This window comes from Brevibacillus sp. RS1.1, from assembly GCF_013284365.1.
Classification (GTDB): domain Bacteria; phylum Bacillota; class Bacilli; order Brevibacillales; family Brevibacillaceae; genus Brevibacillus; species Brevibacillus brevis_D.
Window position 1 is genome coordinate 21,863 of the sequence record NZ_JABSVA010000007.1, and the last position, 24,592, is coordinate 46,454.

The 24,592-nt window shown below is 48.7% G+C and carries 19 protein-coding genes; 3 read left to right on the forward strand and 16 right to left on the reverse strand.

The features are described from left to right. Positions 1–63: 63 nt before the first annotated feature. From HP570_RS20975 to tkt, 4 genes are all read right to left on the reverse strand, one after another. Entirely contained in the window at positions 64–3,381 is a 3,318-nt protein-coding gene (locus HP570_RS20975) for a collagenase (RefSeq protein WP_173627010.1), read from the reverse strand. A 242-nt stretch (positions 3,382–3,623) separates the two neighbouring features. Beyond that, a complete protein-coding gene (locus tag HP570_RS20980) occupies positions 3,624–3,974 on the reverse strand; it encodes a hypothetical protein (protein WP_015892537.1) in 351 nt (116 codons plus the stop codon). Between the two features lie 101 nt (positions 3,975–4,075). After that, positions 4,076–6,592, reverse strand: a complete 2,517-nt coding sequence (locus tag HP570_RS20985; RefSeq protein WP_173627011.1) for a PBP1A family penicillin-binding protein — start codon at positions 6,590–6,592, stop codon at positions 4,076–4,078. 166 nt (positions 6,593–6,758) lie between these two features. Further along, complete coding sequence (gene tkt, locus HP570_RS20990; RefSeq protein WP_015892539.1) at positions 6,759–8,765, reverse strand: transketolase; 2,007 nt, start codon at positions 8,763–8,765, stop codon at positions 6,759–6,761. A gap of 129 nt (positions 8,766–8,894) precedes the next feature. Here tkt and HP570_RS20995 point away from each other — a divergent pair, with 129 nt between their 5' ends. Both HP570_RS20995 and HP570_RS21000 read left to right on the forward strand, forming a co-directional pair. Beyond that, complete coding sequence (locus HP570_RS20995; protein ID WP_231850507.1) at positions 8,895–9,050, forward strand: hypothetical protein; 156 nt, start codon at positions 8,895–8,897, stop codon at positions 9,048–9,050. 16 nt (positions 9,051–9,066) lie between these two features. After that, positions 9,067–9,522 carry an NUDIX hydrolase gene (locus HP570_RS21000; protein ID WP_173627012.1) on the forward strand — a complete coding sequence of 152 codons (456 nt, stop codon included), beginning with the start codon at positions 9,067–9,069 and terminating at the stop codon, positions 9,520–9,522. Positions 9,523–9,589: 67 nt separating this feature from the next. On the opposite strand, the gene HP570_RS21005 is transcribed toward HP570_RS21000, so the two are convergent. The 10 genes from HP570_RS21005 to HP570_RS21050 form a co-directional block, all read right to left on the reverse strand. After that, entirely contained in the window at positions 9,590–11,110 is a 1,521-nt protein-coding gene (locus HP570_RS21005) for an FGGY family carbohydrate kinase (RefSeq protein ID WP_173627013.1), read from the reverse strand. A gap of 24 nt (positions 11,111–11,134) precedes the next feature. Further along, entirely contained in the window at positions 11,135–12,604 is a 1,470-nt protein-coding gene (locus HP570_RS21010) for an APC family permease (protein ID WP_173627014.1), read from the reverse strand. A 24-nt stretch (positions 12,605–12,628) separates the two neighbouring features. After that, on the reverse strand, positions 12,629–13,399 hold the full coding sequence (locus tag HP570_RS21015; protein WP_173627015.1) for a DeoR/GlpR family DNA-binding transcription regulator: 771 nt from the start codon (positions 13,397–13,399) through the stop codon (positions 12,629–12,631). 19 nt (positions 13,400–13,418) lie between these two features. Further along, positions 13,419–13,883, reverse strand: coding sequence for an SRPBCC family protein (locus HP570_RS21020; RefSeq protein WP_173627016.1), 465 nt, complete (start codon positions 13,881–13,883; stop codon positions 13,419–13,421). Positions 13,884–13,910: 27 nt separating this feature from the next. After that, a complete protein-coding gene (locus HP570_RS21025; protein ID WP_173627017.1) occupies positions 13,911–14,750 on the reverse strand; it encodes an NAD(P)/FAD-dependent oxidoreductase in 840 nt (279 codons plus the stop codon). Next, positions 14,747–16,162, reverse strand: coding sequence for an NAD(P)/FAD-dependent oxidoreductase (locus tag HP570_RS21030; protein ID WP_173627018.1), 1,416 nt, complete (start codon positions 16,160–16,162; stop codon positions 14,747–14,749). The genes HP570_RS21025 and HP570_RS21030 overlap by 4 nt, the downstream gene beginning before the upstream one ends. Positions 16,163–16,324: 162 nt before the next feature. Next, positions 16,325–18,367 carry a methyl-accepting chemotaxis protein gene (locus tag HP570_RS21035; RefSeq protein ID WP_173627019.1) on the reverse strand — a complete coding sequence of 681 codons (2,043 nt, stop codon included), beginning with the start codon at positions 18,365–18,367 and terminating at the stop codon, positions 16,325–16,327. Positions 18,368–18,578: 211 nt separating this feature from the next. Further along, complete coding sequence (locus HP570_RS21040; RefSeq protein WP_173627020.1) at positions 18,579–19,166, reverse strand: DedA family protein; 588 nt, start codon at positions 19,164–19,166, stop codon at positions 18,579–18,581. A gap of 188 nt (positions 19,167–19,354) precedes the next feature. Next, the gene (locus HP570_RS21045; protein ID WP_015892550.1) at positions 19,355–19,561 is read right to left on the reverse strand and encodes a YqgQ family protein; all 207 of its coding nucleotides are present in this window, start codon (positions 19,559–19,561) and stop codon (positions 19,355–19,357) included. After that, complete coding sequence (locus HP570_RS21050; RefSeq protein ID WP_016743052.1) at positions 19,558–19,956, reverse strand: hypothetical protein; 399 nt, start codon at positions 19,954–19,956, stop codon at positions 19,558–19,560. Before HP570_RS21050 ends, HP570_RS21045 begins: the two co-directional genes overlap by 4 nt. 22 nt (positions 19,957–19,978) lie before the next feature. Between HP570_RS21050 and HP570_RS21055 the strand changes: the two genes are divergently transcribed. Continuing rightward, a complete protein-coding gene (locus tag HP570_RS21055; RefSeq protein WP_375138862.1) occupies positions 19,979–21,316 on the forward strand; it encodes an MFS transporter in 1,338 nt (445 codons plus the stop codon). 65 nt (positions 21,317–21,381) lie between these two features. Here the strand turns inward: HP570_RS21055 and abc-f are convergent, their stop codons facing one another. Continuing rightward, positions 21,382–23,307, reverse strand: a complete 1,926-nt coding sequence (gene abc-f, locus HP570_RS21060; protein WP_173627021.1) for a ribosomal protection-like ABC-F family protein — start codon at positions 23,305–23,307, stop codon at positions 21,382–21,384. 455 nt (positions 23,308–23,762) lie between these two features. Further along, entirely contained in the window at positions 23,763–24,560 is a 798-nt protein-coding gene (locus HP570_RS21065; RefSeq protein ID WP_173627022.1) for a stalk domain-containing protein, read from the reverse strand. Positions 24,561–24,592: the final 32 nt, after the last annotated feature.

A 24,592-nucleotide genomic window follows, 5' to 3' on the forward strand; every position in this document is an offset into this window, starting at 1 on the left:
AAGCCCTTCTATCCTTTTTTTAAAAAGGGGTAGAAAGGGCTTTGCTTCCTATAAATGGGGAGGTTACTCAGCGTTCACGATAGCTTTGTACGGAATCTTCGTGTTGTTAATGTTGTAGACTAACAAGTAATATTTCCCTGGTTTTGCCTCAAATTCTCCAGTCAGTTTCTTACCTGTGGTTTTGGGGTAGGCGAAATATGTTTTGAGATCATCTTCATGGAACACCACCCAGTTTAAGCCTTCGTCCTTCTCGCTACTTACCGTAACTTGAATGACTCCTTTCTCTTCAACCTGAATCATGTACGTGTCCTTGTCATCTGTACGATCGGTTTGACCACTGATCTCTTCACCCAACTGTAGCGCATTAGCCTCATCAAATGAATTATTCGGCTCCGCTTCGGTCGGTTCTGTATTTTCTTCTGGCCATTCCGCGGTTACTTTGTATGGAATGGTTTCACCGTTAAAGTTGTACACGGACAAATAATAGGTGCCCGGAGTGGCTTCAAACTCACCAGAGAGCGTTTTGCCTGAGGTTTTGGGGTAAGCGAAATAATGATTCAGATCATCCTCGTGGTGAACGACCCAGTTCAAACCAGTATCATGCTCACTCGTTACGTTGATTTTCACCGTTCCGTTGCCCAATACCTTCAAGGCAAAAATGTCCTTGTCGTCCTGTTTACTTGTTTGACCACTCAGCTCCACATTGCTTTTCAACGGATTTGCCTCTGAAAAGCTGTTGTTTGGCTCCTGTTCCTTTTCCCCAATTTCTCCACCCTGCTCCTCGATCGTGATCGTCATCGATTTCGCAGTAACCGCTCCTTTGTCATCCGTTACTCGCAGTTTCACGATATATTCTCCCTGATTTTCGTAGACATGCGTAGGGTTGGCATCACTACTGCTTGTGCCATCTCCAAATTCCCACAGATAGGATGCGATGCTCCCATCCGGATCGGAGCTTCCGTTACTACTGAATGCTACCTCCTCGTTTACAGCTGCTTTTGACGGTCCGTTCATGACAATAACAGGCGGCTTGTTCTCACCATCACCTTGTTCTGGAAGTACTCCGTGGAACGTGACATCATACTCAAACTGATTGGACGAATTTACTCTATAGTTGGTAAAGTAGGCGGTTACGGTTTTATAGCCGTTCCACGGGTGGGAAGTAAGTGTAGTTAGAAACTCGTCAGTCATGCGACTCATCGTTTCCCAGTCTTGCTTCTCCCCTTGTGCCTGCGTACCCGTGTACGTCCCGGTTAACGTAAAGGTTTGGAAAAACTCTGAATGATGCCTGTTTGTAGACACATTTTGCAATCCAGCGACATCCTCAATTTCTCGGAAGATTTCTGCACTTGCTTTGGGGGCTGGTGTGACCAAATAATCATCAGACACCAGCGGCACGGTCAGATCAGGATAGCTGTCCACCAACGATTCCATTGTTCGGTGGTAATCCCGATTCAGCTCTGAATCATTGCTGAGCTTACGGATGAACTGGTCATAACCATCCACGTTATTGGCCTCTATGTAATCCATGATATCATCGAGCTTGTTCCAGTCCTCTTTCATCATGTGATACTGCAAGGCGTATGAATACGTATAAAAGTCCCATGTGCCGTAGCGTGCGTGCAAAGTTTGAGAGGCTGTATACCAATTATTTTGTCCAAAGCGAATCAGATTGTTGACCATGGATTTTCGAGGCAGAACACCTGTTGTTCGCGTGGAGCCTGCAAAGAGCTCCGCTCCTCCTTCTTCAAACCACGACAGTCTCTCGTCTCTGTAAATCGGTCCTTCATTCCACAAGCCAGGTATGGCATAGCGCCCTTGCAAATAGTGCGTGAATTCATGGCGGAATAATTCTTCCAGTGTGTATGTGCTCTGCTGCGGTGTTCGTTCGTAGGTGAAGAAAGTTCCTTTTCCCTCGATATACATGCCCCCGTTGTCCGTCTCATAGCCATACAGGGGGTTGTTCATCTTGTACTCTGAAGGACTATTGTAAAGGACCATGGTTAAAATATCGTCGGGGTTCCCTTCCTCCATCGGTTCATCTCGCCCTGCCATCCGATGAAACTGCGCTTTTACCTCTTTTGCCGCCCAGTATAACCGTTTGACTTTTTCTACTGTGACATCCCCTCCTGTTTTCATGACGATGCTTCCGTCATCGAATGTGTATTCTTTGGGCAGATACTTTTCCATGGCATCCTCACGAATCTTGTTGAACTGGATGTCCCTTCCCTTAGCGTCTTTTCCGCCATAGACCGTCTGGATCAGCTTCGCTACCTGCATATACTGAAGTCCCACATACGGATAAAGCTCTAATGCTTCTGTGAGGACCTCGTTGCCCTTATTCGGATTGGAATGGTATTCTCCCAAATGCGCACTATGATAAAACCCATTGTCGAGGACCCATTCCTTCGCTTCATCCGTATCGCCATGCAACGCGAGTTTTCCCAACTCGTTGAGATACGTATCGATTTTGCCGTAAAACTCCTGTTTCTTGGTTGGTTCATCCACTTTCCACATCAGAATATAGCTAAACTGGCTCATGATGCGGAATACAGCATCTCCCGCACTCCGTTGCGTGATGAACGTATCCATTTGTTCTTCGTATTGACGGATGATCGGTGCAGCTTTCTCCACAAGGGAAGCGCTTACAAACGTGTTTCCAATAAGTCCACCAAATGCACCTACCACCTCATTTTGGGCATCTGTCCCTAATTTAAAATTCGGATTGTCGGCAATGGCTTGTAGAGCAGGGAACACTTTTTCATGCTCGCTTCTCTGATTGAGATAGGATAATTCCTGATGGTAGTAGCCGAGATAATATCCAGAGCGAAGAACCTCTACCAAGGTGTCTATTCCTTTGGAATCGCTGCTGGAGTATTGTGTGCCTCTGACTTGCAATGCGTCAATGATGGCCTGAACGCGCTGCCGATCATTGTAAAAGGCATACGAATCGGGGGTAAAATCGAATAATTCAGGAATCTGCTCCCAGCTGACCGTCACCAGTACATTAACTAATTCGTCATAACTGAGCTTGTTCAAATCGGACATCGCGTACTTTTCGGCATTTGCCTTTATGCTCCGCTGCTGTTCGTTCGAAGACCCTTGCTCCTCTACACGCCAGGTCGGCTCCACTGGATGGGGATATTCCCCTGCTTTGTCACTGGATTGATGCTGAAACGAGGTGACTGGGTCCAGCCTTCCCTCTACATATTTCCCAGAAGGCGGAACGTTTTGATGTGCATCCCTTCCGATCGCACTCGAGTAATCCTTGACTGCCAAGGCTTGGGCAGGAGTACCAACTGTCCCCAATAGAAAGGATGTTGAGAGAAGAACACCAGCCATCATGCGGCTTGTGTGTACCGTGTGGCGCTTTTTCTTCATGAATGAGCAAACCTCCTTTGAATGGTAACGGATTGAGATAAATGACACGCTGTTAGAAATTGCAAGTATGGTGCCAATGCATATAACAGAAAAGAAGAGCAAAGATGTATACATTTTTTTACAAAACCACATAAACATGTATGTGATATTAGACACTATTCCTTTCAAAAGTGAGCCTAGCTTCGCGCACGCAAAAAAGCGCGTTCCCGCAATGGGAACGCGTCATCTTTTTACGATCACATTTATTTTTCTTCTTCCAATTCCCTCATCGATTCTTCTTGTTCTTCTTCTGGGTTCCAATAATCGAGCACTTTTCCTTGCAGAACCTTGCCTTGAATGAATTCTACCTGCTGCTCACTGAAATCCTCTGTCCACTCAATACCCAATTGCTCAGCTAGACGTACGACGGTCAACAGTTCTGACCAAGCCACGTAACGTTTGTACCAGAAGAACTGTGGCTGTTCGTTCATGTATGGGTAAAGATCATCGAAATCGGTGTGTTTACAGTCAAGTGCTCGCTCAAAATTCACCTTGGTTTGGCGTAACTGTTCTTTGAAAAATGTGGGTAGATCCCTTTGTGCGTAGCTAGACATGGACTGTCCCCCCTGTCTCCCGATTTAATGGTATTGTACCACGCGAAAGAAGCTGTGCAAATAGTCGAATCGGTTTTGAATCGTTCTTGCTGGGCTAATCTTTAGCCGTTTGAAGCATCTTGGGACTGGTTCTGCCCATCCTCTTGTGGAGGTGGTGGTAATTGAATTTCATTGGAAGAACCATTTGTCTGACCAGGCACTGGATTCATGATGTCCGGTGGAACCTCACCTGTTCCCGGATTTGGCGGTTGGCTACTGCCTCCATTATTAGTATGCTCACCAGTTTCTCCGGTACCTTGGTCAGGTGGAATTTCCCCGTTGCCATTTCCCGTACCATCCGGATTTTGTCCCTGATTGTTGCCTTCCTCGTTATGACCTGGATCTTGATTGATCATATTCTCCAGCTTCTTGGAATCGATTGGGACTGTTTTTGAAGGTGTGCCTTCCTCGCCTTGTGCATTTCGTGGAACGACTTGATACTGATACTGTTTCGGACTATCCAACACATCTACATAAGAGGTTTCCTTCATACCCGCAGAGATGAGTTTCCTTTCGCCGCTTTCACTAATGCGGTAAAGATCGTACGTATCGCCGTCAGGCCCACCAATCCAGCTAAGCACGACCATCAATTTATTCGTACTTGTGTCCAATGTCATATCTGCAGCCAATTGGATTTCTGGTTCAACTTCTTCTTGTTTATGCTGTACGGCGCCTTCTGGTCGAACGAAGTCCGATGACGGTACACCTTTTAAGGCGGTTCCCATCACTTTGGAGAACATTTGCGCCGTCATGCTACTTCCTTGGTGCATCAAATGCTGTTTGTCCTCCGGATCGAAGCCCATCCAAACGGCACCAACATATTCCGGAGTATAGCCCACAAACCAAGCATCCTTGTTTGCTTTGCTGTCGCCTGCTATCGATTGAGTCGTACCGGTTTTACCCGCAACATGGCGGCCAGAGATACGCGCTGCCTTCCCTGTCCCTTCCTGAACCGCTTTCTCCAGCATGGTATGAATCTCCCAAGCTGCTTCCGGCTTCAGTGCTTCCGATTGTTTTGGCTGGTATTCACGGACGACACCCTCATCCTTATTCTCGACCTTGCTGATCGAGTGCGCCTCGGAAACTACCCCTGCATTCACAAAAGGTGTATAGGCCTGAGCCATTTGCTTCGGGGATATACCTTGATTCAATCCCCCGAGAGCAATCGCCAGGTTTCGGTCATTCGGTGTCAGCTCTATGCCGACTTTCTTGAGGTATGCCAAGCTTTCTGATACCCCAATTTCATTTAACAGCCAAACCGGCGGGATATTTGCAGAGTCGATCATCGCCCGGCTCATACTGACTGTTTCCGTGTAGCGGTTATTGTAGTTGCGCGGCTCATAGCCATTAAAGCTCTGCCTTTTGTTACTCAGTTGCGAATTCGCGTTCCATTTGTTGATATCTTTATTGACTGCTGGAGCGAACACGGCAATCGGTTTAAAGCTGGAGCCCGGCTGACGCTTCATGTCTGTCGCATAGTTAAAGCCTTTTGGCGCATAGTTGCGTCCGCCCATCATCCCGGCAATTCCGCCTGTTTTCGCGTCGATGACAATCATCGATGATTCTACACCGCGCTTGGCGCCGTCTTTCGGGAAGTTTTTGGCATTGGCATATTCCTCTACCATGGCATCCTGTACTTTCGGATCAAAGGTCGTGTAAATGTCCCAGCCTCCACGGTACAGTTCTTCTTCCGTTACACCGAACTCTGCTTCGGACTCTTTTAACATATTGTCAAAAAACGCGCGATAGCCTTTTTTCAGGCTCCCACCGGCCACTTCATGCGGTTTGGTCGGCAACGCCTCTGCTTGAGCTGCATCCTTTTGTTCATTGGTAATAATGCCTTGCTCAGACATTAGACGTATAACAGTATCTCGACGTAGCTTGGCTTTTTCCGGATTGTTAAATGGTGAATAGGTGCTCGGTGCTTTTGGAATCGCCGCCAGCATCGCTGCTTCTGCAACGGTAACATCGCTTACCGACTTGCCGAAGTAATACTGGGCAGCATCCTCTACCCCAAATTCCCCTTCGCCCAAATAAACGCGGTTCAAGTACATCTCTAAAATTTGATCCTTGGAGTACTTACGCTCCAAGCCAATCGCAATACTCATTTCTTTTGTTTTGCGCCAGAATGTTTGATCTAGGGTGAGAAAGACGTTTCTTGCCAACTGTTGGGTAATCGTACTTCCCCCTTCAGCCAGCGATCCTTTTTTGATGTCATTGACTATGGCGCCACCGATCCGAACCATATCCACGCCCTTATGTTCATAAAAGCGCTTATCCTCTACAGCGAGGAACGCATCGATCAGGGTCTTTGGCATTTCATTAATCGGTTTGTATACACGGTTCTTCTGACGAATCAGACTAATTATCTCATTTCCGTTTTTGTCGTAAATGACAGTTGGTTCTGCTTTTAAGTCCTGTAGCTTTTGTACGTTTTGCTCAATCATCCGGTCTCCCGCATACAACAGGGCGAAGTAGCCCCCAATCACACTAAGGACAAGGAAAATTGCAAACGATACGGCAATCATCAGCAAGTTGTTCTTTTTCTTCTTGACTTTCTTCTTGGCCTTTGCTGCCATTATTTACCTCCTGGTATTCTCTCTCTCCCCCACATCTTATATAGACGGTCCCATTTCAAAAAAGTTTCTGTTTTGGGTTGTAGTCTATCATTCCATACAAAATTCCGTTTGTCACTGGAAAAGCCTATCTCCTGAAACAGAAGATAGGCTTTTTCCTAAAGGTTTACTATTTCAGCAGTTTTTCTGCTTCAGCTACCACATTTTCTACCGTGAAGCCGTATTCCTTCATGATACGCTCACCTGGTGCAGATGCGCCAAACTGATCAATTGCGATGACCGTACCGTTATCACCAGCATAACGCTCCCAGCCCATTGGAGAGCCCATTTCTACCGCCACACGCGCTTTGACAGACGGTGGAATCACAGCGTCGCGATACTCTTTTGGCTGACGCTCGAACAGGTTCCAGCTCGGCATGGAAACAACGCGTGTTTCAATACCTTTCGCAAGCAATTGCTCACGCGCCTGCATCACGAGGGATACCTCAGATCCAGTTGCGAGCAGGATGAGCTGCGGATTGCCGCTTGGAGCGTCTGCGAGAACATACGCACCTTTGCTCACGCCTTCTGCCGCTTTCTCAATGGTTTCAGGCAGAACTGGCAGGTTTTGACGAGTCAGTACCAGAACGACTGGCTCATCTGTACGGGATACAGCATATTTCCATGCCTCGTTCGTCTCCACTGCATCAGACGGACGAAGAATGGTCAAGCCTGGCATTGCACGCAAGGAAGCGAGCTGTTCAATCGGCTCATGCGTCGGTCCATCTTCACCAACTGCGATCGAGTCATGTGTAAATACGTAGACAACTGGCTGCTTCATCAGTGCAGAGAGGCGAATTGCCGGACGAACGTAGTCGGAGAACACGAAGAATGTACCCCCGTATACTTTAACGCCACCGTGAAGAGCCATACCGTTGAGGGCTGCACCCATCGCGAATTCGCGAACACCAAACCAAATGTTCCGGCCATCGTAAGAACCTGGCAGGAAGTTGCCCGCTTCTTTAATCACCGTATTGTTGGAATGTGCCAAGTCAGCAGAGCCGCCCAGGAAGAACGGAACGCTGTTTGCCAATGCATTGATTGCATTACCGGAAGCAACGCGTGTCGCCAGCTTCGCGCCAGCTTCATACGTCGGCATATGGTTGTCCCAACCAGCAGGCAGATGACCTTCTTCTGCAGTCGTAAATTGCAGCGCCAGTTCCGGATACGCTTTTGCGTATGCAGCAAACAGGTCGCGCCAAGCAGCTTCTGCTTTTTCGCCAGCGTCAGCCAAGCCTGCAAAGAAATCCGTCACTTCTTGTGGTACGTGGAACTCACTTTCATGATGCCACTCGTAGTTTGCTTTTGTCAGCTTCACTTCGTCTTTTCCAAGAGGAGCGCCATGAGAAGAGCTGGAGCCGCCTTTGTTCGGGCTACCGTATCCAATGACAGTTTTTACTTCGATCAAGGTAGGACGGTCCAAATCTTTTTTCGCTTCTGCGATAGCCGCGTCAATAGCAGCCAGATCATTGCCGTCTTCTACGCGAATGTATTGCCAACCATACGCTTGGTAGCGACCCGCAACGTTTTCAGAGAAGGAACGGGAAAGCTCGCCATCCAGAGAGATATCGTTCGAATCATAGAGCACGATCATTTTGCCCAGTTTCAGGTGAGCAGCCAGGGAAGAAGCCTCGCTGGATACACCCTCCATCAGGTCACCGTCGCCGCAAATTACGTATGTGTAATGGTCAACGATGTCAAAATTGTCGCGGTTGTAAACAGCTGCCATGTGCTTTTCAGCCATCGCCATACCGACAGCCATCGCGATCCCTTGTCCCAAAGGACCCGTTGTCGCGTCAACACCCGCTGTATGTCCAAACTCAGGGTGACCAGGCGTTTTGCTGCCCCATTGACGGAAATTATGTAGGTCTTCCAGTGAAACATCGTATTTCATCAGATGCAACATCGAGTATAATAGCATAGAGCCATGTCCTGCTGAGAGGACAAAACGGTCGCGGTCAATCCATTTTGGATTGCTCGGATTTACTTTCATAAAACGGCTCCACAGTACATGTGCCATAGGGGCTGCACCCATCGGCATTCCCGGGTGACCGGAATTCGCCTTCTCGATGGCATCAATCGCCAGCGTGCGGATGGTATTAATGGATAGCTGATCAACAGACGTATGCTGAGTCATCTCGCAAAATCCTCCCTGCGTTTTCTAGAAATTACTACCGAGAATCAGGTAAAAACACACTGTGCCATTATAGCATAGTTCCCATTCATAATCATGTTCGCTTTGCATGAATTAAGGAGGTCTTTTTCAATGAATTCGCTGTATCTTACTATCGGGATCGTTTTAGGGGTTGCTGGAATTGGAATGTTGCTCTTCGCGATGACCAGCTCTCCTATTTTGAAAAAAAACAGACTGGAGCGCCGGAAACAGGCTGCGGAGAATCATCGTCCGGAAGAGTATCATTAAAAAGAGGAGAATTCGCATGCAGAAAGAGCGCTTCGCGATGCAGGTAGCCGTTCACCTTTTCCTGGTAAAAGATTCGCAAGTCTTGTTATTACGCCGCTACAATACCGGCTACGAAGACGGCAATTACAGTGTTCCCGCCGGACATCTCGATGGGAATGAAGAAGTGAAGACAGCCGCGATCCGCGAGGCCAAAGAAGAATGCGGGATTGACATCGATCCAGCGAGCCTGGAGATGGTAGGCGTCATGCATCGGCTCTCTACAGATGAACGCATTGACTTTTTTGTTGCAACCACCGAATGGCGCGGAGAAATTATCAATGCAGAGCCGAATAAATGCGATGAGCTCGTATGGGTGGACATGGATAAATTACCCACGAACGTCATTCCTTATGTGAGACAAGCTCTCTTGAACTTTAGACGTAAAGCGTGGTTTGACAGCTTTGGCTGGGAGCGTCCCATTCGAGTGGAATAAATCATAAAAAGCAACCCATCCGCCAGACGCCTTGTGCCCGCGTTGGCAGTTGGTTGCTTTTTTTACGTTACCCTTCGCTTACTTGTAACAAAAGGTGAACCGCCTTGTTCCAGCGAGCACGCAGTCTTTTCCTCACCGATTCATCAAGTGTCGGCTCATAGCGACGCCCTACCTTCATTCGCGCTTCCAAGTCTTTCACCGACCACCAGCCGCACTCTTCCCCAAGCAGAAACGCAATGCCCATCGCTGTTGTTTCATGACTCTGGGGCACCTCAACCGGAACACCTAGCAGATCTGCCTGAAACTGCATCAAATACGGATTTTGCGTCAAGCCCCCATCGACACGCAAGACCGAAATCTTTTGTCCGACCGCCTGTTCCATTGTGACAAACACATCCGCTACACGGTGAGCGATCCCTTCCAGAATCGCTTTTGCCATTAACGGTCGGTCCGTATGCTGAGAGAGTCCGAGAAACACCCCTCTGGCCTCCGAGTTCCAGTATGGCGTGCCGATCCCATTCAATGCCGGGATAAATAAAAGACTGGTTGGGGCTTCCCCCTTGTGTAGTTGTTCATACCACTGCTCCGACCACCGTTGTAGCTCTTCTATATCCTTATACAGCCCAAGCTGCTCCTTTCCCCATTCAACAGCAGACCCCGCCGCATAAATCGCGCCATCAAGCGCATAAGTCTGTTGTGCCCCGCGTTTCCAGACAAGCGTCGTCAAGAGTCCGCTCTCATTCGTAGCAGGCGGCTCGTTTCCAACGTTCATGTAAGCGAAGCACCCCGTGCCATACGTGCATTTGGACATCCCCGGCTCTATGCAGAGATGACCGTAAAGGGCGGCTGGTTGATCCACCTGGTTGACGAGAATCGGTGCTTGAATGCCGCAAAATTGATCCGGATTCGTACGACCAAAAGAGCCAACGGTTGAACGAATCTGCGGCAGCCAGTCTTCCTCTATTTCCAAATACCGCAATATATCCTCATCCCAATTCCCCTGCCGATGGGCAAACAACAGCGTCCGGGCAGCAGTCGAAGCATCGGTTACATACGAGGCGCCTCCTGTCATCTGCCAGATCAGCCAAGAATCAAGCGTGCTGCAAAAGGCCTGCCGCTGTCGAATCTTTTCTCGCACCAGAGGCACTTCCTCCATCATCCATCTGATTTTGGTCGCAGAAAAATACGGGTCAATCAAAAGTCCGGTTTTCTCGGCTACCTTCTTTGCCCACTCACCATCCGCCTTCCAACGCTCGGCGATTTGATCGGAGCGGCGGCAAGACCAGACGACTGCCGGATAAAGCGGCTCCCCACTGACCGAATCCCAAAAGAGGACCGTTTCCCCCTGATTAGCCAGACCTACCGCTTCCACCTGCTCAGGTTCGATACGTCCCTTGAGCATCACGTCGGCCACTCCCATCAAGACCTTTTCCCAGATCTCCTCCGGATTATGCTCCACCCATCCGGACTGTGGATAAGATTGCGTATGCTTCTGATAGCTTTCAGCAACAACTCGTCCATGACGGTTGACCAACAGCACCTTGGTCCCAGTTGTTCCCTGGTCGATCGACAGCAAATACTTCTCCATACAGCAGACTCCTTTTTTATTATTCTAGGCGGAATGATCTTCTTTCTCTTCACCAAATCCGAATGTTCTGTCTCTTATACCGATACGGCCCTCCCTAATCCCTTTGCGGAACAGCAGATGATACAAAATCACACCAACTGCCAGCAAGGTAGCTGCTACGATCGCTACGCTATGGAAGTTTTCCGGAATAGTCAAAATGCCAATTTCAAAGATCAGCCATGCAATCGCTAGGAAAGTGAGCGGTGTCCGCCATTTTCCCAGGTCAAAGTACTTCGATTTGGGCAGTTCCTTGCGTTTCCATGCATAAGCCGCAATCGTTGTCAGATAGAGAAGGGCAGGCAGAACTGAAGTGGCCCCTACCAGAAGGGTCAAGGAATCTGCGAATAGCACCGCGAGAATGCCTAGCACGAAAACGAGTAAAACTGCGTTTGTTGGTACGGAAGTCTGAGGTGATACCTTCTTGAAGATGGAAGAAGCGAAGAATACATTGTCGCGTGACAACGCATAGATGAGGCGGGAAGCGGAAGCCATGATGATCAAGCCGCACGCGAAGATGGAAATGAGGCAAAGCACCAGAAAAAAGCTGGATACAGCAGAGCCAAGACTTGCTTGCAATATGTACGGAATCGGATTCGCTACACCAAGCACAGTCGGCAAATCCGTGATGGCAACAGAAATGACGATCAACAGTAAGAAACCGATCACACCACTTAGTAATACGGATAAAATCATCGCACGAGGAACCGTTTTCTTCGCATTGATCGTCTCCTCGGAGAGATTCGCAGCAGCCTCGAAACCTACTAATGTAAAGGAACCCATCAGGGCAGCCATGATAAAAGCGCCTAGGTACGAACCATCTGATTGAGTGGCAGTGGTACCGATATCGGTCAGCATGCTCCAATTTGCCCCGTTGTACATCACAACTGCCCCCAGCACCACAACGATCCCAACCATACCGATCACTTCGGTGTACACGGCGATATCGTTAATGCGAGTTGCCAGCTTCACTCCATAAATGTTTAATAAAGCTTGCACGACCAGGGTACCAATCACGATCCAGACTAGCGTCTTGGAGCTTGTATCCCAACCAAACATCTCGGCAATGATGGGCGCCAGCGCATAGTCGACGGTTGGAACGACGATAACGAGAAAGCAAAAGGCAATCCAGCCAGCAAACCAACCCAGTCCCGGGTTGGCAAGACGTGTCACCCATTGATAGGAATAACCGCTCAATGGAATTCTTCCAGCCAGCTCTGCAAAAATAATCGCCACTAACAAATGCCCTATGGTTACAATCGGCCAGGTCCAAATACCAGCCGGCCCAGCTGTACTCAGCACAAATCCATAATTGCTAAAAATACCTGTTGTAATGGAAATGAAAGAAAACGCGACGGCAAACGAACTGAACAATTTTAATGTCCGTCTCAATTCTTGCTTATAATGATACGTTTGCATATCTTGCGAATCATTTGCTTGTACCGATTGCTTCACCATGGACTGCCTCCCTCACCATTTGCTTTACACGGATGTCTTAGCAACGATGACTTGCAATCCTTCCTGAGCCAGTCGCCCAGCAAGAGATTGGGGTAGTTCCTCATCTGTAATGACTACGTCGATATCGGATAGCTCTGCCACTCTCATAAAAGCGGTTACATTTATTTTGGAATGATCAATCAGGGCATATGTTTCTTTGGCGTTTGTAAGCATCAGCTGCCTGATGTCTGACTCGCCTACATGGTAATCCGTAAAACCAGTTTCGGCTGCCAATCCCCCCACACCAATAAAAGCTTTGTCCACAAACAACCCCTCGAGGCTTTTCCTGGCAATCGGACCGGACATGGCCAGATCCCCTGCCCGCAATTCACCTCCACTCATGATCACCTTTGCATCCGGGTGATGAGATAGTTCCAATGCCACCAGTAGCGCATTGGTTATCACCGTAATTCCTTTTTTATGGTAAAGGTGTTTGGCGAACAATTGTGTCGTCGTGCCTAAATCAATATAGATCGCGTCACCGTCCTCCACCAAAGAGGCGGCGACCACTGCAATCGCCTCTTTCTCCGCCAAGTTTAATCCACTCCGCTTGGCATAAGGAGGCTCTATGTTGGTTTTATTCAGAATAGCGCCACCATGCACCTTTTTCAGTAGTCCCTGCTGCTCCATTTCATACAAATCACGCCTGATTGTTTCGCGGGTCACCATTAGTCGGCTGCATAGCTCTGCAATACGAACGGATTGATTTTCCTGTAGCATTTGCAGGATCAGCTGCTGCCTTTCTTCTTGTAGCATGGATGATCACCATCTTCTCTTAATTGTAAATCTCCTGACTAGACTGAAACAAGGTTTGGACGTTCGTCGCAAATTCTTCTGCCTTTTTCTTCACAGTCCCTTTCATTAGTATATCTCCTAATGATGCCAATCGTCCTGTCATTTGCAAATCCATCTCGTATTGAACTCGTGTGGTTCCCGGCTGTTCCTCTTTTAACTGAAGGTGCAATTGATTGCGGAACAATCCCGCCAACGCTACTGGTTGTCCGGTCATCTCTACTTGTAGCGCTTCTCCTTCTACTGCTTCTCTTAATTCTCCGGTGACACGGAATAGGATCGTCATAAACTGTATTTTCACTTCCATGTTCGCTTCATAACGGGTTGGGCTGCTCATTTTTACTTCTTTGCAGCCCGGTACGCATCCTGACAGCTTTTCTACATCCATAAAGACCGACCATACATCCGCTTTGCTTGCCTGAATCGTAAACGAGTCGGATAGCTTCATCGTAAACTCTCCCTTCTGATGATCGCTTTAAAAGAGGTGCTTGGCTGTTTCTTTTGCCAATTCCATTGAATTGGTGTGATCATCGTCGCCAAGGCAAGTACAGCTCCCCACTGCATAAATATCTGGCAGATTCGTTTTCCCCGTGGCATCTACGATGATCGCATCGTGATGATCTCGCTCGATTGGTGTTCCTTTCAAGAAAAACGTGCAAGGCACACGACCTTTTGCAAAAATGAGCGTATCGCACGCCACTTCGTTTCTCTCATCCGTCATCCGATTCCGCAGCTGCACTCCTTCTACACGGGACAATCCCTTGATAGAGGTAAGCTCCCAATCGGCCTCCGCATATTTGACCAGATTGCTCGTCTCTTTTTCCAGAAGGGTCGCTGTACTGCGTGAGATTCTACCATTCTCGATCAACACAATCTTGTGGCCTGGCAGATATCCTCGCTCTACCAGCTGCATCGCCATCATCGGCGTCATGATTCCTGCTGGACGTGTCCCCGGGATTTTATGCGCCTCACGCGGTTTTTCCAGTGAGCCTGAGGCGATCAGTACCTTTTTTACCTCAATAGAATAGGTGCCCATCGGTGACTGGACGTACAACTGATGCAGTTGACCGTTTGCCCCTGGGAAAAAACCGACGACCGTTGATTGTTCGTGAATCTCGTAGGGAAGCGACGCGATTTTTTCCAGCAGCTCCCGTTCTGGTGCAAACTCCTCGGAGCTCCAATACGGTAAGGTGAAGCCACCTTTTCTCTTCTGGTAATCAATCATCAGAACAGAGCTGATTCCTCCTTCCCACGCTGAAACGGCTGCCGTCAATCCCGAGATTCCTGCTCCAATGATCACCAATTCATACTTCATGCCTGCTTCTCTCCTTGTACTACAGCTAGATAAGAGTTTTTTACTCCTTTTAAAGGCTGCTTCCCGGTCTGATCAGGATAGGTCTCGGCCATAACATCGATGATTTTGGGAATACAGCAGTTTCCTTGGCACTCTCCTAAGGTGGCGCCCGTCCGCCGCTTCACGCCATCAATGGTCAGCGGGGTGAGTGGACGCTTCAAGGAATGGACGATCTCACTCCGGGTAATCGAGCGACACAGACAAATGATTTCTCCTGTATCCTGCTCCTCTGAAAAGAGATCGGGAAGGGTGTGCTGTGCCTGTTCGTTTGCTTGCAGCTCAAGTCCAGATTTCTGAAGTGTTTCCGCTACCAGCTCTGCTATGCCAGGGGAAGCAGATAGTCCGGTGGAACGAATCCCGGCAGCATGAATCATACGTGGCTGTACAACGGATGGACGGATGACAAAATCTCCTTCGCTGCAAACTGCCCTGACCCCGGCAAACTGACGAATCGTGGAAAATTGCCGCGTGTCTGGAACGAGTTTCTCACAGCCTGCCAGCACCGATTCCATCCCAGCCTCCGAGGTGGAACGATCCCATTTGTCCTCTTGATCCTCCGCCGTTGGCCCAAGCAGAAAACCGCCGAACACGACTGGCGAAACCAACACGCCCTTGGAGGTTTTCGTAGGAACCGGCAAAAGGATCGAGGAGATGGATATCGCCTCTTCGGTCAGGATAAACTGGCCTTTGCGCGGTGAAATCGAGAAGCTCCCCTCTCCCACCATCCGGGCAATTTCATCAGACCATAATCCGGCAGCATTCACCGCATAACGGGTCGTGACCGTTTCCCCATTTTCCAGCGTAAGGCGCAAGCCCTCTCCATCCGGTACAGTCTCGATGTGGGAGACGCCATGCCCAAGCACAACCTCCGCACCGTTTAACACGGCTATCTCTCCGAAGGCTCTGGTGGCCCAGAATGGATCACAGATAGCTTCACCCGGTACCGCCAATCCACCTGTTACCTTGGTTGTCACGGCGGGATTCATCTCCAGAATCTCCTCAGCAGACATCCAGTGAACATCTACGTCATTTGCCTTTGCCTGGGGAACATAGGTGGTTTCGATAATCTGCTTTTCTTCTTCATTTGTCGCCACCATTACGGCGCCACATGGAATGAAGGGGATTCTCAGATTCTCAACCAACATCGGCCATAAGCGGCGGGAGCGGCGAAGGCACTCTGCCTCAACCGTGCCTGGCTTTGCATCAAACCCGGTATGAACAATCCCACTGTTCGCCTTGCTTGTCCCTTCACAAACGTCAGGCTGCTTCTCGATTAAAAGCAGTTTCAGTTGATAAAACGAAAGGGCGCGTAATATGGCTGTACCGACTACTCCACCACCAATCACCACAACGTCATACTTATGGTTTTGCATTCTGTTCCACCAGCCTTGGATTTTTGTTTGCAAAATATTGCTTTTGTTTGCTTTGTTTCAAATTCATTATATTCTGACTTGTATTTTTCTGTCAATAAAGCGAACTGCTCCCATCGCATGACAGCAGCAGTTCATCATTTTGCATTTTTTTGCAAACAAGGTTTAGAGTGTGAAACGGTTGATCATTTGCTGTAATTCCCTCGCCATCTGGTTTAGCTGCTCGGCGGATGTAGAGAGCTGGTCCATCGAGATGCGCTGCTCTTCCGTTGAAGCAGCCACACCCGATGCACTTGCCGCAGATTCCTTTGCAATCAAGGACAACTGCAAAATAGATGCCGTCACCTGTTCCGTTGCCGCTGACATTTGCTCGGCAACGGAGGAAATCTCCTGAATCTGATCGGCAACATCCTGGGTAGAATCCATGATCCGGCGGAATGCTTCCCCTGTCTCATAGGCTATCTGGATGCCGGTTTCTACCTCGCGTGTTCCCTCATCCATGGCTTGTACCGCCGAGGTCGTTTCCCGTTGGATTTCCGTAATCAGGTTGGCAATTTGGTTTGCGGAGTCGTTGGACTGCTCTGCCAGCTTGCGCACCTCATCTGCTACCACTGCGAAACCTCTTCCCTGTTCCCCTGCACGCGCAGCTTCAATCGCTGCATTGAGCGCCAACAGGTTCGTCTGGGATGCAATGCTTGCGATGACTTCTACGATCTGCGAAATTTCTGCTGAGCGGCTATCCAACGAACGAACGACATGAGCAGAATGGCTTACGGATCGGTTGATGGAGTCCATTTGTCCTGACACCTTCTCTACGGATTGGTTGCCCGTCACCGCTTCGTTTGCCATATGTTTCGAAGATTCGGCCATCGTGGATGAGGCTTCGGCAATCCGCTGAATACCGATGGCCATCTCTTCCATAGCACGCGCACTTTCTTCGGCACTATGCTGTTGATTCTCCGTGCCGGTTGCTACCTCTTGGAACGACGAGGCCACCTGACCAAAGGCAAGCCGTGCTTCATGAGACTTCTTTGCGGAAGTTTCCGAAACAGTTCCGACTTGACCGGTATAGCCGCTAATATTTTTCATCATTCCGTGCAGATCCGCAATAAATGCATTCACTGCTGTCGCCACGTCGCCAATCTCATCCTTGCGCCGGATTGGGATCGTCTGGGTTAAATCCTTTTTTTCCACCAGGTTGACTATGCTTGCTTTTAGCTGCAGCAAAGGGCGTGCTACCTGTCGATTGATGAACCAGTACAAGAGCACGAGGAAAATGCTGATCGAGACACCAAAAATAATCAGGCTGATGTAAAAGTATTGGGTAACCGGTCCGTTAATCTCTGCTGCGGGCATGACAGTAGCTAGTGTCATGCCTGTTTCCCCGATAGGAGCGAAGGTGACGAATTGCGTTTGACCAGCGATGGTTGCTTGCGTCATACCCGTTGCGGTTGCTTCTGTTATTTGATTGGCAATGTCTCGCAGTCCCGTTTCAGATTCGTCCGTCATTTTCACCTGCAAGTTCTTTTGGGCATCGCGATGGGATACGTAAATGCCCGACTTGGAAACGATAAAACCGTAGCCTGTTTCGCCAACCTTCAGATTTTCGATGCTTTTGTTAAGCTCCGTAAGCCCGATATCCAATGTCGTCGTACCACTGATTTTTCCTCCCACCTTAATGGGAGCAATTGCTGTCACCATAGGAACTTTGGAAATCGGGTCGGCATACGGCTCAGTCCATACATATGGCTTGTCCACCATCCCCGCTTTGTACCAATCCTGCGCGAGATAATCATAGCTGCCATCGCTATAAGCCGGATCCAGCTCTACTTTTTCGTTATTGCGGATGGCATACCTGCCGTACAGCTTTTGCATGCTGTCGAAGCTGTATGGCTCCATCCAAAATCCACCGCCCACAATCAAAGGCTCAGACGCTACGACATCGACCAGCGTCCCTTCCATTTGCTTGATTGTTTCCTTGGAGCCATGCGAGACAGAATAAGTGAGTGTTTCCGAGAGCTTGCCTGTCTTGTCCAGCATCCCATTCAGATAAGCCGCCTCTTTGGCTACCTGCATTTGTAGCTTTGCCTCTACTTCATTCGAGATAATTTGCTCAAACTGGAGAAAACCAAACACTAGCTGAAGAATAAAAATACCGATCGTGATAGCAGCCAAAATGGTTACCAGCACATTTTTTATGCTCCTCATGCAAAAGCCTCCAATCATACAAATTTTTTAAAATGGAAATTCATGACACGACGACATTTGGTAATTTACCCCATCGTTACCAAATGTAAACTTCTTCTTTACAAACTTTTAAAAGTATCAGAACAGAACGATAATAAATCCGCATAAAAAAAGGCGCCTGCCATCCGAAAAGCTCGTGGATAGTAGACGCTGCACTAAGAATTCATATCGGTTACGAAACAGGTGGTTGCTTATTCGTTCGAGGTCCTTTCATTCCACCAAGACGCTGCAACTGGCGAATCATGAGGAACGAAAACCCTACAAAACAAACAATCGTCAATGTAATTTTGCTATATTGATAAACGCCCGCAATCATTATTTCCAGTTGATCATAGAACAAGTAGCCTGCCACAAAGTAATGCAAGGTCCAAACGATACTGCTCGGCAAAAAGAATAGAAGGAACTGCCGAAACGACATTCGGCTGGCACCAGCGAGGATAGGCATGATATGACGAATAATCGGAAGAAAGATACCAAAAGCAAGCAACCAGCCCATTGACCCGCGCAATGCCGATAGTCTATCAGCACGCAAGCCCAGCCTCCGGGTCATCCAGCCAAATACCTTCGCTCCCAGCAAGTATCCCACGCAAGAAACGATGAAAAAAACGGGGTATATGATGGCAAATGCTGGAAAAAAGTCCGCTCCTGTATTAGCAACCTGTGCCCCCATGGTCATAACCGTAATCTCATCAGGAATGAATTTTCCCAGCATGCCTGTAACCATCTCCCAGAATAGCTCGTAATACCCTGTAAACTCCACCTGTGCCGCCTCCTTTCTCTCTGCACTCTATCCTAACGGGTAAACCTTTCAAAAGAAGACAGAAATCCTTAAGAAAAGGATAAGTATTTCTGAAGAATTTCTTACAAAATACATTCGAGATACCCAAACAAAAAAACGTGTTCACCAACTACCGCTTACACACGGCTTGGCAAACACGTTCTTACGCTCTATTCTCTTCCCTCAGCCTTACGCTTGCTGCGCAACGCTGACATGGCTTCAATGAACTCTTCCTTGTCAATGACATTCAGCTCATATAGCTCCCGAATTTCATCTTCTATCAACAGCAAATCCCCTTCAGGATCACCTGTATAAATAACCAATCCGAAACGGTGCAGAAACGCCTTCAAATCGAATTCATTCGGGTTTATTTTCAATGAGCTCCCTCCAGATCGATTTCCATCCTTGCGAGGACGGCATCGTAATCAAACTCGACAGCAAAGCCGGTAATGACGATGATCTTCGCGTGTGGATACGCTTCTTGCCACGCCTCCTCCTCTTCCGGTTTCAATCCGACGATATACAAAGGGTCCGCGGATAGCTGTGGGTGTTCTTGACACAAGCGTAAAAACTCTTTGCATCTCTCCTGTTCGACAGCCGCATTCAGAACGAGGACAGCTCGCTCAACTTCTCCGGACTCTCTTTGTTTAGCCAGCAACTCAAACGTTTTGACCGAAGGCACAATGGCATTAATCTCAGGAAAACGATCGAGCACTTCATCCAGCCAATCATCTTCATGCCAGGCCAGGTAGTATAGCATCGCAGTAGACATGTAACAAACACCTCATGGATATATACTTGACAATATAGGTAGCCATTCTTGTTTCTTTTCTATTATAGCACGTCTTGCTATAACTGCCCACGCTGCTGGCTTGACTTCGCCATTTCCTTCACGTAAGGTGGAAAAAGCAAACAATTCGCTTGAACAGATTTTTGTGCGAAAAGAGGTAGACGTAGTGAATAAGAAGCACCTTGCCCTCTTGTTCTTTATTGCTTTTTTCATCATGCTCGGTTTTGGCATCATTATCCCCATTCTTCCCTTTTTCGCGGAAAAATTGGGTGCGACTTCGTTACAAATTGGCGTACTTTTTGCCAGCTACAATATTATGCAGCTGGTGTTTGCACCGATTTGGGGGGCACTTTCAGATAGAATCGGGCGAAAGCCACTCCTATCATTTGGGCTGTTCGGCTTTTCTATCACCTTTATCCTGTTTGGACTCGCTGACAGTTATACAGAAATGCTCCTGTATCGCATTTTGGGTGGAATCGTCTCGGCTGCCGCATTGCCAACCGTAACCGCAATGGTAGCGGATCTCTTCCCTTCAGAAGAACGGGCAAAAGGGATGGGGGTCATTGGCGCAGGGATTGGACTTAGCTTTGTCTTCGGTCCGGTCATTGGTGGACTGCTCAGCAAATTCGGCTTTGCCGTTCCCTTCTACGCTTCGGGTATCGTGGCGTTGCTTACATTTTTCCTGATCCTGTTTTCCTTGCCAGAGAGCTTGCCGAAAGAAAAACGGGCGAATCTGCAAAAAGAACAGCGGCAAAATCCGCTTGTCTCTTTGTTCGGATCCATGTCCTTGCTGTACGGTATTTTGTTCACCGTTTCCTTTGCTTTTTCCGGACTGGAAACGACTTTTGCCCTGTACATAAGTGATTTGTACGGTTTTACCTCCATAGACCTCGGCTACATGTTTCTCGTCATGGGCTTGATCGCTGCCGCTGTACAGGGCGGGCTGATCGGAAGAATGGTCAAGCAGCTAGGGGAAGCAAGTGTCCTCGTCATCGGGATGATTCTTTACGGCATTGGATTTTTCGCCATTCCGTTATCGGGTAACTTTTGGGTGCTAGCGCTGATCCTCTCCTTATTCGGGGCGGGACAAGGCATGATCAGAGCGACAGCCACCGCAATGATCACCCAGCGAACCACGCAAGGCCAAGGCGTGACAAGTGGAGCAATCAGCTCGATGGACAGCCTAGGACGGATCTTGGGTCCATTAGCTGGTGGAGCGGTTTACCAAGTCTCCCACGGCGGTCCGTTCTTCCTCGGAGGGGTCTTGATGGTGTTGCTCCTCCTGTGGTTCGTAAGTAGCTATCGCCGCCTTCCAGAGCCAAGCACACATGCGCAATCGTAAGCCATACAAAAGAAAGCACCGCCAGCCATTCAACAATTTGCTGACGGTGCTATTTTTATGGCAGCCTACTGTTCCTGTAGCTCCATCCAAACTGAAAAGGTTACCTCTATCTCCTGCTGTACCTGATCAATCGACTGTTGCCAAGCCACTAACTGCTCGTAATCGGCCCCTTCACTTTGGAGCAAGGCCGTCAGTTCGCCTTTTCTTCCTTCTAACGAGGCTATTTTTTGTTCAAGCTCTGCTAGTTTGTAAGGATTTGGACGTTTAGCTGTCGCATTCGTCACGGCCGTCTCTTGGACTTGTTTGACTGCTGACTGCTTTCGCTCTATTTCTTCTGGCTTACCCGCACGATCAGCAATCCTTTGTTTTTGCTTCTCCCTTGCTTCCTCATAGGAACCCACATCGTGAACCAGCCGCTTATTTTCTACCCAAAACACACCATCTGCCATCTTTTGCAGGAAATAGCGATCATGCGAGATGATAAACAACGACCCTCGGAAATCTGCCAAGGCTTCCTCCAATGTTTCTCGCGCTTCAATATCCAGATGGTTGGTCGGTTCGTCCAGAATGAGCAGGTTGATTTCCTGATGCATCATTTGGGCCAATCGTAGTCGCATCCGCTCTCCGCCGCTCAACTGCCCGATCCGCTTGAAAACTTGTTCGCCGTAAAACATAAACCGCGCCAGCAAATGTCGTGCTTCCGGCTCCGTCACGCTGGCTACCTCGCGGAAAACATCAATCAGACGTTGGTTTTGGTCCCCTTCCAAAGCTTGCTGTGACAAGTAGCCAACCTTTACGCTGCTGCCAATTTTGAGCGTACCTTCGTCTGGCTCAATCTCTCCCAGCAGCATGCGAATCAACGTGGATTTACCGCAGCCATTTGGTCCAAGCAGCGCTTTTCGCTCCCCGTAGCGCAATAAAAAGCTAGCGTCCGCAAACAACTGTTTCCCGCCAAATGCTTTCTGTACCCCCGTCGCTTTTAGCACATCCTGCCCGCTTCGGTCGGTTTTCATAAACTGCAAGCCCATGCGATCCGCTTCCATTTTTGGTCGCTCGATACGTTCAATCCGCGCCAGCGCTTTTTCCATGCTTTTTGCCCTTCGGTGAAAGGCTTCGTTCGGCGGATTGGAGCGATTGCCCCACTCCTTGAGCCGTTTGATTGTCTCTTTCATTTTCTTGATTTGTTTCTGCTGTTCCTGATAAGCAGCAAACTGGCGCAACAAGCGCTCCTCACGCTCCGTGGCGAACGCACTGTAATTGCCGATATAAAATTCAGCTTCCCCTCCGTCCACATGATAGACAGACGTGACGACCGCATCCAAAAAATAACGGTCATGGGAGATGATCAGGATCGTGCCTTGATAATTTTTTAAAAACTCTTCTAGCCACTCCATCGACTCCACATCCAAATGGTTGGTCGGCTCATCCAAGAGCAGAACATCGCTTTGTTGGCAGAGTAGCTTTGCAAGGCCAGCCTTCGTCTTTTCCCCACCACTGAGCTGGGCAAAAGGTGTCGCTAACTGCTCCGAACTAACTCCCAAGCCCTGTGTCACCTGGGCCATTTTAATCTCCCACTGATAGCCATCCCGTTGTTCAAATTCATCTTGCAGCTTTTGATACCGTAGCATGAGGCGGTTTAGCTCTTGTTCATTTTCGTAAAGCAAACCCATCTGTTGCTCGAGTTCGCGCATCTGCTCCTGCAGCTTAATGACATCCGCAAAAGCACTGGCTACAACATCCGCCCCCGTCCACTCCGCCGGATACTTCGGCGTTTGGGGCAGGTACGCCCATATCGTTCCTTTTGCCCGAAAAAGCTCACCAGAATCTGGGCTTTCGATACCTGCCAACAGCTTGAACAATGTGGTTTTGCCTGCTCCATTCGGTCCGACGATCCCGACGCGTTCTCCTGCCTTTATTTCCAATGTGATATCTTGTAAAACCGGATCGGCTCCGTACGATTTCTGCAACTGCTGTGTCGCGACAATAATCATGATAGTTTCCTCCTAGAAATGTTGGTAACGGTTCAAAATAATGGATTTCCTGGTGGCCCCGGCACAATTTTGAGACCACACCGCACGTACGAGTGGACGCAAAAAAGCCGCAGGCCATTACCTGCGGCATCGTGAAAGGGACCGACCTTACGTCAGTTACCCATTATAGACAAGAACAAACCGCCCCTGATCGATGCATGGTACGCCTATGGAAACTCCGTTCAGTTGTATGCGCAAAAAAGGACAGACTGGTCCCGTTGAATGTAAAATCATGCGTCATACTGGAAGTTTCTACCACAAACCATGCTTGAAGAGTTCCGGACACGTACACACACCTCCATTTCTCAAGGGATAGGAAATCACAACCATATCTTACATCAGGAGTTACACAAAAACAAGAGGGCCTGCTACGTGCTCCTCGTTAGCAGGCCCTCTGCGTCGTTTGTTCGATTTTTTTATCGGCTTCCGTTGCCCTCTGTGGGAAACAGCGGCTTCTTCGTCTCTGCATCTAGAAAGGAAATCGTCGTGTAAGGTGGCAGCTTCACTTTTGCCGCCAAATACGGATAGGAAATCACTTGCGGATACATTTTGCCCGGATCAGGCTGCGTTTGTTTGACATACACAAAAAGCTGCTCCAAGCTCTGCTCGACTTTGGTTACCTGCAGTCCGTAGCCAGGATTCGGTGAGGACCCGCGTGCGATGACATAAAGATCTCCCTGCTTGTGAATGCCTTGCTGTTCTTTTACCGATTCAATAAATGTACGTTCCTGTTCTGTCAGCTTATCGGCATCGACAAGCGTAAAGGCACTCTCTTCCCCAGCCATCACAATTTCCACCGCCTTTTTCTCGGCATTCCACGTGATTTGATGTCCGGCCTGCTCTGCCATCCATCTCAACGGCACATACACTTGTTTGTCACGCACGATTGCGCCCTGCCCATCTAACAGCCACTTGCCATTCAACGCTACTTTTCCTGTAACGAGTTGGAACGTCAGCGTCCCTTTTGCCAGCTTCATTTCTCCATTCGTTGCATCCTGTTTCCAAGTGCCTCCTAAAATCCGGCTCGCATCCTCGGCAGTTACATAGGTACGCTGCTGGACGAGAATCGGTGCTTTTGCCAAGGAAGATTGCTCTCCGTTTACCAGTATCGCATTTGTCGTTGTTTGTGGTGTGCTAGTCACTGCCGCATGCACAGGATAAGCCGCCAACACTTGCAGTGTCAGGGCAACAGCCAAAATCGATTTGCCTTTCATTGTTGTTCCTCCATCCCTCATCATCATTTTCG